The sequence below is a fragment of the Paenibacillus sp. FSL F4-0097 genome, assembly GCF_038593125.1.
GTDB classification, from domain to species: Bacteria; Bacillota; Bacilli; order Paenibacillales; family Paenibacillaceae; genus Paenibacillus_AQ; species Paenibacillus_AQ odorifer.
The window spans coordinates 4,125,925-4,137,818 of record NZ_CP151965.1 but is presented as its reverse complement, the minus strand read 5'-3'; the positions used below and the strand labels follow the sequence as shown (position 1 = coordinate 4,137,818).

Annotated in this window: 13 protein-coding genes; 12 read left to right on the top strand and 1 reads right to left on the bottom strand. The window is 43.7% G+C overall.

The features are described from left to right. Positions 1 to 58: 58 nt before the first annotated feature. On the bottom strand, positions 59 to 526 hold the full coding sequence (locus tag MHH86_RS18480; protein ID WP_342479380.1) for a hypothetical protein: 468 nt from the start codon (positions 524 to 526) through the stop codon (positions 59 to 61). A gap of 190 nt (positions 527 to 716) precedes the next feature. On the opposite strand from MHH86_RS18480, the gene sleB reads away from it, so the two are divergent. From sleB to recA, 12 genes are all read left to right on the top strand, one after another. Next, positions 717 to 1,583, top strand: a complete 867-nt coding sequence (sleB, locus tag MHH86_RS18475) for a spore cortex-lytic enzyme (protein WP_036688421.1) — start codon at positions 717 to 719, stop codon at positions 1,581 to 1,583. 176 nt (positions 1,584 to 1,759) lie between these two features. Next, entirely contained in the window at positions 1,760 to 2,998 is a 1,239-nt protein-coding gene (locus MHH86_RS18470) for a pitrilysin family protein (RefSeq protein ID WP_235219574.1), read from the top strand. A 2-nt stretch (positions 2,999 to 3,000) separates the two neighbouring features. Further along, positions 3,001 to 4,281, top strand: coding sequence for a pitrilysin family protein (locus tag MHH86_RS18465; protein WP_038571902.1), 1,281 nt, complete (start codon positions 3,001 to 3,003; stop codon positions 4,279 to 4,281). After that, positions 4,282 to 5,049 (top strand): 3-oxoacyl-ACP reductase FabG, encoded by a 768-nt coding sequence (gene fabG / locus MHH86_RS18460; RefSeq protein WP_036688412.1) that lies wholly within the window; start codon positions 4,282 to 4,284, stop codon positions 5,047 to 5,049. It abuts the gene before it with no gap. A gap of 137 nt (positions 5,050 to 5,186) precedes the next feature. Continuing rightward, positions 5,187 to 5,450 carry a DUF3243 domain-containing protein gene (locus MHH86_RS18455; RefSeq protein ID WP_036688409.1) on the top strand — a complete coding sequence of 88 codons (264 nt, stop codon included), beginning with the start codon at positions 5,187 to 5,189 and terminating at the stop codon, positions 5,448 to 5,450. Positions 5,451 to 5,627: 177 nt separating this feature from the next. Continuing rightward, a complete protein-coding gene (locus tag MHH86_RS18450; protein WP_036688406.1) occupies positions 5,628 to 6,395 on the top strand; it encodes a DUF3388 domain-containing protein in 768 nt (255 codons plus the stop codon). Positions 6,396 to 6,488: 93 nt separating this feature from the next. Further along, positions 6,489 to 7,421 (top strand): RodZ domain-containing protein, encoded by a 933-nt coding sequence (locus tag MHH86_RS18445; RefSeq protein WP_036688403.1) that lies wholly within the window; start codon positions 6,489 to 6,491, stop codon positions 7,419 to 7,421. Positions 7,422 to 7,500: 79 nt separating this feature from the next. Then, on the top strand, positions 7,501 to 7,662 hold the full coding sequence (locus MHH86_RS18440; RefSeq protein ID WP_169744781.1) for a hypothetical protein: 162 nt from the start codon (positions 7,501 to 7,503) through the stop codon (positions 7,660 to 7,662). A 210-nt stretch (positions 7,663 to 7,872) separates the two neighbouring features. Then, entirely contained in the window at positions 7,873 to 8,364 is a 492-nt protein-coding gene (locus MHH86_RS18435; protein WP_036688400.1) for a YajQ family cyclic di-GMP-binding protein, read from the top strand. Between the two features lie 155 nt (positions 8,365 to 8,519). Then, on the top strand, positions 8,520 to 9,107 hold the full coding sequence (gene pgsA, locus MHH86_RS18430) for a CDP-diacylglycerol--glycerol-3-phosphate 3-phosphatidyltransferase (protein ID WP_036688397.1): 588 nt from the start codon (positions 8,520 to 8,522) through the stop codon (positions 9,105 to 9,107). A gap of 108 nt (positions 9,108 to 9,215) precedes the next feature. Further along, positions 9,216 to 10,502, top strand: coding sequence for a competence/damage-inducible protein A (locus tag MHH86_RS18425; RefSeq protein WP_036688393.1), 1,287 nt, complete (start codon positions 9,216 to 9,218; stop codon positions 10,500 to 10,502). Between the two features lie 300 nt (positions 10,503 to 10,802). Next, positions 10,803 to 11,867 carry a recombinase RecA gene (gene recA / locus MHH86_RS18420; protein ID WP_036688391.1) on the top strand — a complete coding sequence of 355 codons (1,065 nt, stop codon included), beginning with the start codon at positions 10,803 to 10,805 and terminating at the stop codon, positions 11,865 to 11,867. Positions 11,868 to 11,894 lie beyond the last annotated feature (27 nt).

The window sequence follows — 11,894 nt, the reverse complement described above, 5'->3', positions numbered from 1 at the left end:
AGCGAATTGCTTGATCTAGCGGATCAGGTTGAATTAACTGTGTTTCCAGCGTATGCAGCTACCTAAGCATCTCATAAATCCATTGATAAAAAAGTGTTTTGACATGCAGCCGATCCAAAAGCCCTGTTTTGCCCCAATCAGTAAACATGTTCTCCATCTTATCAAATAAGGGCAGTGGACTAGTAGGCGTGAATCCATATTGGAGATTAAAGGGATTATTATGTTCCATGATTGCTTTTAGATTGTTGCGTGAGGCGAGTGAAAGGTTTGCTTTATATAAAATTAAGTAATACTCCAGTAGTTCCTCCGTGCGTAAAAATTGAATGTTCATTCCTTTTCCACCATGAAGGATATGAAAGTTGCTGATCTCGTGCGGGACCTCGTCAATTAGTATTTCGGCCTTGCCGTTTATGATCAACAAGAATGCACTTGAGGGCAGCTGATAATGTGAATTCAGATCACCTGATCGTTGAAAAGTATGGCGTATATCAATAATTTCTATTAATGCGTGGTTCCACAATAACATGTGGTCCTTTAAATTCATGATTAATATCAACTCCAACGTTTTCTTATTTCGATTATAGTTGATAATCATTCTCAATTACAATGAAATGCTATTACTTCTTTTTTAGTAATGCATAGGATGTCCTGACAGTCGTCATAATAACTTTAGCCATTCATGCAGAACTCACAAAAGAAAGGTAGAGCGAACCCCTATGAAGAAACATAAGTTGTGGATCTTTGCTTCTTTAACCCTTGCACTTGCTGCCGCACCGTTTGCAGGAATGTTGCTCCAGGGTAATGGCATAGTACAGACCAAGCAAAGTGCTGCTGCGTCATTTGTCCATGAACTAAATCATCCTGAAGAAGAGGCCTTGCCTGCCTTCAGCACGACTCCGATTAAACTCGGTTCTTCTGGTCAGGATGTTTATGAGTTGCAAGGACGTTTAAAACATCTGGGCTTTTATGAAGGGAAAATAGACAGTCAGTTTGGTCCGAAAACGAAAAATTCAGTAACGTGGTTTCAATGGAAGTTTGGAATGAAGTCTGATGGCATCGTAGGCGCTAAGACTAAGTTGAAATTGTATAACGCAACTAAGAACTGGAAGCCGACAGAGTCGGCTTCAGCAACCGGAAATAATACAGCAAACAACAACACCGGTAACAAAACAAATACAACCAATAATTCGGATTCAGCGTCTCTGTCTTCAGGGAATACGATGGGATTATCAGAAAATGATCTCAAAATTATGGCTAATGCCGTCTATGGTGAATCAAGAGGTGAACCTTTCGAAGGTCAAGTTGCTGTTGCTGCAGTAATCTTGAACCGGGTAAAATCTCCGAGCTTTCCTAATACACCGTCTGGCGTTATTTTTCAGCCGGGAGCTTTTACAGCTGTAGCTGACGGGCAGATTTATTTAGAGCCAAATGAGCAGGCACGAAAAGCAGTGCAGCAAGCGCTGAATGGCTGGGACCCTTCGGGTGGATGTTTGTATTATTTCAACCCTAAAACGGCGACCTCCAAATGGATTTGGACTCGTCCACAGGTCAAGACTATCGGCCAGCATATTTTCTGTATGTAGATAAGTAAAGAAGTAAATCCAGAGAGCAACCGGGAAGAGGCATCCGGTTGCTTCCTTACTTTGGAATGGTTTAGAATGGTTATTAATTCATAAACATGTTAATGAGCAACTATCCACGCGGTAAAGGAGTTTTGGACTTGACTAATAATGTATTTCAGCATGGCAACGTTGCAGGTATGCGTATTCACGTGATGCCTACCAAGGCGTTCAAGACCTACGCCATCTCACTTTATGCCGGCGTCCCACTTAATGAGGATATGGTCACCCCTACAGCACTTGCTCCATTTGTGCTCCGCAGAGGTACCGCTTCTTATCCAGAGACTACTCAATTCCGCGAGCGTTTGGAGGAGCTGTATGGCGCTGGATTTGGTTTTGATATTTATAAAAGAGGCGATTATCAGATTGTTCAGTTTCGCATGGACACCATTAATGACTCCTTCGTGCAGAGTCAGGAGAGCTTGCTTGAACAATCCTTTGCTTTTCTAGGAGAAGTCCTGACCCGTCCATTGGTCGAGGATGGAAGCTTCCGTCCTTCCTATGTTGCAACAGAGCGTGAAACAGTGCGCAAGAAGCTGGAATCTATCGTAAATGATAAGATTCGTTATGCAGCGGAGCGCTGTATCGAAGAAATGTGCCGTAACGAGCCCTATCGTCTTCATCCACTGGGTCAAAGAGCGGATTTGGACCGGATTACCCCAAAAAGTTTGTACGAATCCTATAATTCATGGCTGGATGGAGCTATTTTGGATCTCTATGTAGTGGGAGATACGACTACTGAGGAAGTTGAAAAGCTTGTGCAGCATCACTTCGGACGCATTCAGTCGGAGGTGGGCTTATATAGCTCCAAGTTTGTCCCAGTATCCGTTAGCGAGGTAAGGACGGTAGAGGAGAAGCTGGATGTCAGTCAGGGCAAGTTGAACATGGGTCTGCGCACATCAATTACGTATAAGGACGATACATATGCGTCCGCACTTATGTACAACGGAATATTAGGAGGGTATCCACACTCCAAACTCTTCGTCAATGTACGGGAGAAGGCCAGTCTTGCATATTATGCATCTTCACGCTATGACGGTCACAAGGGGATTGGAACGATACAATCAGGCATCGAAACGCAAAATTACAACAAAGCTGTTGAAATTATAGAGAAACAATTGGAAGAGATGAAAGCTGGCAACATCAGTGATCTGGAGTTAAGCCAGACCAAAGCCATGATCCGCAATCAGCTTTCCGAGATTCCGGATTCTGCTTTTGAGATGATCTCTTACGACTTCAACCGCCAGTTGTCAGGAAAAGAACGGACAGCGGATCAGCTGCTAGAAGAGGTGGAACAAATCGGTGCAGGGGAAGTAAAAGCCGCAGCGGAGACCTTTCAGCTGGATACGATTTATTTCTTGACAGGGAAGGAGGAATAGAGATGGAACAGATTCAATACGACAGACTTCAAGAGACCCTTTATCATGAGGTGATGGATAATGGGCTTCAGGTTTATGTATTGCCAAAACCAACATTCAAAAAAACTTACGCCACATTTGCAACTAAATACGGTTCTGTAGATAACCATTTTCATGTCGCAGGTGGAGAAGAGACCACTGTTCCTGATGGTATAGCTCACTTTTTGGAGCACAAAATGTTTGAAGAGCCAGAAGGCGATATTTTTGCCACTTTTGCCTCAAATGGAGCTTCAGCTAACGCTTTTACAAGTTTCGATCAGACGGTTTATCTTTTCTCGGCAACAGAAAACATAGAGACCAACCTTAGTACACTCGTTGATTTTGTGCAACGACCTTATTTTACGGATGAGAATGTAGAAAAGGAAAAAGGGATCATTGGTCAAGAAATCAATATGTATGCAGATAATCCAGACTGGCGTGTGTACTTTGGCCTTATTGAGGCGATGTATTCGAAACATCCGGTTCGGATTGATATTGCTGGAACTATAGAATCAATTAGTACGATTACGAAAGAAACACTGTACACTTGTTACAACTCTTTTTATCATCCCAGCAATATGCTGTTGTTCGTAGTAGGTGGTGTGGATCCGGAGAAGGTATTCTCCTTGATTCGCAGCAATCAGCAGGGGAAATCTTATGGTAAACAAGGTGAGATTAAGCGTATTTTTGAAGAGGAGCCGGAACAAGTCGCTACGAAGCGCTTGGAAAGTAAACTCGCCGTTTCGATGCCTAAGATTATGTTTGGATTTAAGGAAAAAGTTGATGGTCTTACAGGTGAAGCTGCGCTTAAGCGTGATCTGGCCACTAAGCTTATGCTTGATTTGCTGGTTGGCAGCAGCACAGCGTTGTACCAAAAGCTCTATGATGAAGAACTGATCTCTGACAGCTTTGGTCATGAATTTAATAGTTCAGAACAATATGCTTTTTCAGCTATGGGTGGAGATACCAAGGACCCTGATTTGCTTCTAAAACGAATAAAAGAAGAAGTGGATCAGATCTTAAAGTCTGGCTTTGCTGAGAAGGATTTCGAGCGGGCACGGAAAAAGAAAATAGGCGGATATTTGCGCATGCTGAACTCCCCTGAAAGTATCGCACATGAATTTACACGTTACCAATTCCGCGGTGGTGACCTGTTTGAAGTTCTGCCTATTTACGAATCGATTACTTTAGCTGAAGTGAATGAGCGTTTACATGCCCATGTAAATTGGGAGCAGCTCGCTGTTTCACTAGTGGTGAGTCCTTAAATGGCGCTTTTGGGAGAGAGCAACAAACCATTAGGAGAAATGACAGTTCTGGTGACAGGGGGCAGCGGGGGAATCGGTGGCGCCATTGCAGAACGGTTTGCCTCTGTGGGCATGAATATTGTTATACACTACAAGCACTCACATGAAGCTGCTAATGATGTCGCTCGGCGTTGTATGGCCCTTGGAGCAAAGGTAATGACTGTAAATGCGGATATGAAGGATCGCAGTCAGATTGTACGAATGGCGGAGAAGCTTGAAAGCAATGGAATGCAGCCGGATATCCTTGTTAACAATGCCGGTAAATCTCATTACGGGATGCTCGCTGATGTGAGCGAAGAGGAATGGGACGATATTATGGCCATTAACTTGAAAGGTACCTTTATGTGCAGCCAGATTTTTATGCCGTACATGGTATCCCAGCGTTATGGTCGAATCATCAACGTTTCTTCCGTGTGGGGAATATCGGGAGCCTCTTGTGAGGTCGCTTATTCAGCTAGTAAAGGCGGAGTAAATGCTTTTACTAAGGCGTTAGCCAAAGAATTAGCACCTTCTGGCGTAACTGTGAACGCGGTAGCTCCAGGAGCGGTTAATACGAATATGTTGTCTAACCTACAGGAGGATGAGGTCCGGATGCTGGAGGATGAGATTCCGGCGGGACGTTTGGCTACTCCGAACGAAATCTCCTCATTGATTTACTTTTTGGCACTGCCAGAATCCGGGTATATTACTGGGCAGATCATTAGCCCTAACGGTGGCTGGATTACGTAATGCTTAACTTGGAGAAAAGCTCCAGCATAAGAAGCTATCGTCTGAGACATATTATAAGTGTTGTTTTTTAATCTCTCGTAAGGCGGCTTACAGCCTGTATGCAGGTGTTCGACCGTAAACATGAAGGAGGATTTAAGATGACACAAGACGATAGCGTAATCAAAAATTTTGACACCTGGAAGAAATTCTTAGGTAAACGGGTTGTACAGGCAGAGAAACTTGGGATGAGTCAAGACACAATCTCAAAGCTGGCTTTTGAAATCGGGGAATTCCTTGATGAAAAAGTGGATCCAGCAAACACTCAAAACCGTGCGATCAAAGAGCTATGGGATGTCGGCAACGATGAAGAAAAGCAAACGATTGCTAAACTCATGGTCAAGTTGGCGAAAGACAACGCCTAAGCTTGCGGAAAAGCTCCCCCTGTGGGAGCTTTTCTGCAATTATTACAGGACTGACCTTGCCTTTCATTTTTATTTTATATATCATTAACATGACCCGTGTAAAAGACCGCTTTGCCGGGGCAGCTTTTTTTGCTGTATTGGCAAAGGGTAGGGAAAAGGAATCTATGAGGTGTACAAGTGGAATATAAACAGTGGTATATGGAATACAAGATTCACAAGAACAGACCCGGTCTGCTTGGTGATATCGCTTCAATGTTAGGGATGCTGGAAGTTAACATTCTGACGATTAATGGAGTTGAAGGAAAAACTCGCGGAATGTTGCTGGAGACCAATGATGATGAGAAAATTATGCTGATGGGCGAAATGCTCAAAAAAGTTGATAATATTACAGTTTCAGCTCTGCGGTCTCCTAGGCTCGTGGACAAGCTGGCTGTGCGCCATGGGCGATATATTGAACGGGATTCAGATGATCGGAAGACGTTTCGTTTCACCCGCGATGAGTTAGGTCTATTGGTTGATTTTCTCGGTGAGCTGTTTAAAAAAGATGGGAATCAGGTTATAGGACTGCGTGGTATGCCCCGTGTAGGAAAGACGGAATCCATTATAGCTGGCAGTGTCTGTGCTATGAAACGCTGGACATTTGTCTCGTCCACACTGTTGCGGCAGACGGTGCGGAGTCAATTGGCTGAAGATGAGATGAACCCACATAATGTATTTATTATTGATGGTATAGTTAGTACGATCCGCTCTAATGAGAAACATTATAATTTATTACAAAATGTTATGAGCATGCCAAGCACAAAGGTTATAGAGCATCCAGATATTTTCGTACGCGAATCTGAGTACAGTTATGATGACTTTGATATTATTATTGAGCTGCGGAATAATCCAACTGAAGAAATCTTGTACGAGTCGTTTACGACGAGCTACAGTGATGATTTATAGAACACAAACAATGAAGAATACACTTCCGAGCATGTTTATTTATAAAGCTGGTTAAGGAAGTTTACATTCATAGAACTTACAGGAGGTGATGGTATGTCGGAACTGGGCCGGCAATTGAAAGAGGCACGTCTGCAAAAAGGGATGAGTCTTGACGATGTCCAGGAAGTAACAAAAATTCGCAAAAAGTATTTGGAAGCCATCGAGTCTGGAGACTACAAGGTGCTTCCAGGAAGTTTTTATGTGAGGGCGTTTATCAAAACGTATGCAGAAGCAGTAGGCATGAGTCCTGACGAACTGCTCGAGGAGCATGGGAACGTACCTGCACCACCCGCAGACACGACCATGGAGACGGTGATTCAAAAGCGCAGCCGTAGACCCGAAACCGAACGGAATGCAAAATGGCTGCCAACGGTGCTAATGTGGACATTCCCTATATTGATTATTGTAGTGATTTACATTTATGCTTCTAGTTTAAACAAAGCAGACCCTGATCAAGTTGATCAAACAAATATCACCAATAATGTGCAGGATCCTAATACAGCACAAACTTCTCCACCCGCATCAGGAGGCGGTGTTGTAGCGCCTACTTCCTCGGCAGGTGCTGAAGCAACTACAGAGCCAACTACGGAGCCTACGCCAACACCGACACCAACGCCGACTCCTCAATCTATCACGGTTACACCAGATGGGAAGTCAGGCAAAACAACGAAATTTAAGGTCACAGCTCCTGCCGGAAGCGAAGTTAAGGTTGAGATTGTTGCATCCGGAGTAAGCTGGCTTGAAGTTTACAAAGGCGAGAACTCTAAAGGTGAAAAACTCTCCTTCGGAAATACAGCTGCAGGAGAAACTATGAGCTTCGTTCTTGGTAGTGAGGGCATGTATATTAAGTCTGGGTATTCCCCAGCAACTGAGATTACCGTAAATGGTCAAGTAATCACGGATGAGAAGACTTCTTCACGTCTCCTGCTTAATCTTGACGACGGTTCTGGAAGTGAAGGTACCCAAAGTGAAGGGACAGGCGAATAACAAATAGGATGTATAGACTTTGGCTTTAGGGAGAACATAAGACTGTTTTCAGTTTTAGCCAAAGTGAGGTGTACATCTTATGACAGTTAGCTGGATTGTAGCTGGCCTTGGGGTTGTTGTCAGTCTCATCGGATACTATTTGACACCAGGTGCTTGGGGATACGGAATTCTCGGATTCGGTATTGCACATATTGTGCTAGGAATTCTGGATATGTTTCGTAATCCGGTCCGAAGCAGATAGAAGCTGTAGAAATGAACGTCTCCAACGGCGTACTTCCGGTGGAGACGTGTTTCTACCCTTTGAACCAAACTCACTCGAAGGAAAAGCTCCACTTAGTGGGGCTGTTTTCTATGTCGGGTGAGCTACATAATGATTTATCCAAAATTAGACTTAATAGTACCATTCTCTTATAATAGTAGCAGACTAATTGTATAAAGGACGTGGAGTTTAATGAGTTCAGAATGTTCATTTGATATTGTATCCAAAATGGATATGCAGGAGTTAACGAATGCTATTCACCAAACAGAGAAAGAGATCGACAACCGCTTTGATTTTAAGAACAGCAAAAGCAGTCTGAAGATGGAGAAAGACGCACTTATAATCGCCTCTGAAGACGAATATAAGCTAAACGCTGTTATTGATATTTTACAATCAAAGATGGTGAAAAGAGGCATTACCCTAAAGAATCTGGACTTCGGTAAAGTAGAACCGGCTTCCCTGGGATCTGTACGTCAACGTTTAGGGCTTAAGCAAGGCATTGATCAGGAGAATGCGAAAAAGATTAATATTCTGATCCGTGATTCAAAATTAAAGGTGAAGAGCCAGATCCAAGGGGATCAAATTCGTGTAACCGGCAAGAGCCGCGATGATTTGCAGCAGATTATTCAGATTTTGCGTAAAGCTGATTTGCCACTGGATCTACAATTCATGAACATGAAATAGAATTTTGTGCCCCGCAGTGCTTATTAGCGCTAACAACGCGGGGTGCTTTCTGTTTTTTTGACACCTATTTATTGCTATAATATACTTGCTTAAGTAGAAATGGATTAGCCTGTTTTAGGCAATTTGTATGAACGATTTAGGGGAGGAAAACTTCAGTGAATTTGCCCAACCGCATCACGCTAGCTCGTATTTGCCTGATCCCGATTATGATGTTTTTTTTACTGGTGGATTTCAGTTTTTATCCAGAACCGATACATTGGGGCTCGTTTCAGCTATCTGTTAATCATTTGGTAGCAGCTGTAATCTTTTTGCTTGCGGCCAGCACGGATGGAATAGACGGCTACATTGCTAGGAAATATAATATGGTCACCAATCTCGGTAAACTCCTTGATCCACTTGCGGACAAACTGCTGGTATCTGCAGTTCTGATTTCACTTGTGGAACTGGGCAGATGCGATTCATGGATTGCTATTGTAATCATTAGTCGTGAGTTTGCAGTCACCGGACTTCGCCAGATTGCATTGCTAGAGGGAAAAGTGGTTGCCGCCAGCAAATGGGGCAAGATAAAGACGGTTGTACAAATTGTTGCGATTTCACTGCTGTTGTTGAATAATTTCCCATTTCAATTTGTCAGTATTCCTGTAGACGATATTGCTATTTGGGCCGCAGCGCTGATCACTATTTATTCTGGAATTGATTATTTTGTGAAGAATAAGGATCTGCTACAGCTGCATAATGCGTAAGCATGTAAGCTGGACATACAAGGAAGGGTAATAGGTGAAGCACCTATTACCTTTTTTGAAATCTAAAAGCAGTGTACCTACATTATAACTAGGAGGCGAAAGCCAGGTATGAAAGCGGAGATTATTGCAGTAGGGACAGAGCTTTTGCTCGGTCAAATCGTGAATAGTAATGCCCAGTTTTTGTCTATAGAGCTAGCTGCCATCGGGATCGATGTATACTTTCAAACTGTTGTCGGTGATAACAGCAGCCGCCTGCAGCAAGCCATCGAGATCGCTCAGAGTCGGGCCGACGTTATTATCTTTACAGGCGGAATTGGCCCCACTGAGGATGATCTGACTAAAGACGCACTGGCTGCATCGCTAGGTAGAACGCTCCACATTGATCGTTTGGCGATGGATCATGTACAACGTTTCTTTGATGATCGTAAGATCGTTATGACCGAAAATAACCGCAAACAGGCACTTATAATTGAAGGAACTACACCGTTGCCGAATGAAATCGGTCTTGCGGTTGGGATTGCTTTTGAGCATGAGAAGAAATATTATATTGTGCTTCCAGGTCCACCTCGTGAGATGAAACCGATGTTCGTAGATAAAGCAGTACCGTGGCTACAGCAGCACGCCTTGACGAACGAAACACCGCTTTATTCAAAAATGCTCAAATTTGCCGGCATCGGAGAATCACTGCTGGAGGACAAGCTCATTGAGCTGATTCGCAGTCAGACTGATCCAACGATTGCTCCGTATGCCAAAGAGGGAGAGGTAACTGTTCGTATTTCGACAAAGGCCCCTTCTGAGCATGAAGCTACAAAAAAGCTGGAGATACTGGAACAACAAATCAAGGAGATTTTGCCGGAACATTTGTATGCGAACATTGATGTGCCGCTAGAGCAATTGATAGTGGATTGGATGGCGGATGCCGGCCTGACCTTAAGTGCGGCAGAGAGCTGCACCGGAGGTTTGCTGATGGAGAGTATAACAAATATTCCAGGCAGTGCTTCGATGTTTGCCGGCGGAATCGTCTGCTATTCAAATGACTTAAAGAAAAAGCTGCTGAATGTGCCAAGTGCTTATTTGGAGGGACCCAATGCCCCTGGAGCCGTAAGCCGAGAAGTTGCCGAGGTGTTGGCTGACCAAGTGAGAATGATTGCAGACAGCGATTTCGGCTTATCTGTTACAGGTGTAGCTGGACCGGGTTATTCTGAACGAAAGCCTGTTGGACTTGTATTTATCGGCTTGGCTGAACGGGGACGTAAGACAGAGGTTTATGAGCTTAATCTTAAAGGTACGCGGGAAAATATCCGCTTACGAACAGTTAAGGCTTTGCTGTATCGTCTCTGGCGGAGACTTGAGGAACGCAAGGTGGAGACACCTCTTGAGGGTTCAGACTTGTAATGGGAGATTAGCCCAGTTATAATAAACACATACGGAAGAACCGTGGCACTGAGATTTCTTTGCTGCGGTTTTTTGTATATTTGCAGAGATTTTGATCACGATGCTTTCTCATGATCATAAGTCGTTGATGTCCGGTGGAGTGGAGAATTTAATTAACTTCTATCTCCGGAGGGAGGCTTACAATAAAAGGGATAAATAACGCCCAAGACAAAAAAAACGAATGTATGTTCGAAAAAAAGCTTGGCAAGACCTTAAAAACACGTTATTATATTACTATAAACAGTGAAGGAAGTGGTCTGATTGTCAGATCGTCGTGCAGCGCTTGATATGGCGCTTCGTCAAATAGAAAAACAATTTGGTAAAGGTTCGGTAATGAAACTGGGAGAATCCACGCATATGCAAGTGGAAGTTGTACCTAGCGGATCTTTGGCACTTGATATTGCGTTAGGTATAGGCGGACTTCCAAAGGGACGTATTATTGAAGTATATGGACCGGAATCTTCAGGTAAAACAACAGTTGCTCTTCATGCTATTGCAGAAGTGCAAAGACAAGGCGGACAAGCTGCTTTTATCGATGCCGAGCATGCGCTTGATCCGAAATATGCACGTAACTTGGGCGTAAATATCGATGAATTGCTGCTTTCTCAGCCAGATACGGGTGAACAAGCGCTGGAAATCGCCGAAGCACTTGTTCGTAGTGGAGCCGTTGACATTATTGTCGTTGACTCCGTTGCTGCTTTGGTACCTAAGGCTGAAATTGAAGGCGATATGGGTGATTCCCACGTCGGACTGCAAGCTCGCTTGATGTCTCAAGCACTTCGTAAGCTTTCTGGTGCCATTAGCAAATCGAATACGATTGCTATCTTTATCAACCAGCTTCGTGAGAAGATCGGTGTTATGTTCGGTAACCCTGAGACAACTCCGGGTGGTCGTGCATTGAAATTCTACTCCTCTGTACGTTTAGATGTACGTCGCGTAGAGAGCATCAAGATGGGGAACGATGTGGTTGGTAACCGTACTAAGATCAAGATTGTGAAGAATAAAGTAGCCCCTCCATTTAAACAGGCTGATGTTGATATCATGTATGGTGAAGGGATTTCCAAAGAGGGAAGTCTTGTAGATATCGGTACTGAAATGGATATCGTGAATAAGAGTGGTGCATGGTATTCCTACGAAGGCGAGCGTCTCGGCCAAGGTCGTGAGAATGCTAAGCAGTTTTTGAAGGAACATCAGGATATTGCCCTTATTATTGAGAATAAGATCCGTGAAGCAAGTAATTTATCCACTATTGTTGCTGCGCCGAATAATGATGAGATTGTTGCAGAGCAAGAGGAAGAAGAAAAATTGCTCCTCGAAATCGAATAGTATATTAAACAATAGGACGCCCTGTGA

Excerpts from the sequence above, each read along its gene's own strand:
- MHH86_RS18480 (WP_342479380.1), bottom strand. The coding sequence starts at position 526 with ATGTTATTGTGGAACCACGCATTAATAGAAATTATTGATATACGCCAT.
- sleB (WP_036688421.1), top strand. The coding sequence starts at position 717 with ATGAAGAAACATAAGTTGTGGATCTTTGCTTCTTTAACCCTTGCACTT.
- MHH86_RS18470 (WP_235219574.1), top strand. The coding sequence starts at position 1,760 with ATGCGTATTCACGTGATGCCTACCAAGGCGTTCAAGACCTACGCCATC.
- MHH86_RS18465 (WP_038571902.1), top strand. The coding sequence starts at position 3,001 with ATGGAACAGATTCAATACGACAGACTTCAAGAGACCCTTTATCATGAG.
- fabG (WP_036688412.1), top strand. The coding sequence starts at position 4,282 with ATGGCGCTTTTGGGAGAGAGCAACAAACCATTAGGAGAAATGACAGTT.
- MHH86_RS18455 (WP_036688409.1), top strand. The coding sequence starts at position 5,187 with ATGACACAAGACGATAGCGTAATCAAAAATTTTGACACCTGGAAGAAA.
- MHH86_RS18445 (WP_036688403.1), top strand. The coding sequence starts at position 6,489 with ATGTCGGAACTGGGCCGGCAATTGAAAGAGGCACGTCTGCAAAAAGGG.
- MHH86_RS18440 (WP_169744781.1), top strand. The coding sequence starts at position 7,501 with ATGACAGTTAGCTGGATTGTAGCTGGCCTTGGGGTTGTTGTCAGTCTC.
- MHH86_RS18435 (WP_036688400.1), top strand. The coding sequence starts at position 7,873 with ATGAGTTCAGAATGTTCATTTGATATTGTATCCAAAATGGATATGCAG.
- MHH86_RS18425 (WP_036688393.1), top strand. The coding sequence starts at position 9,216 with ATGAAAGCGGAGATTATTGCAGTAGGGACAGAGCTTTTGCTCGGTCAA.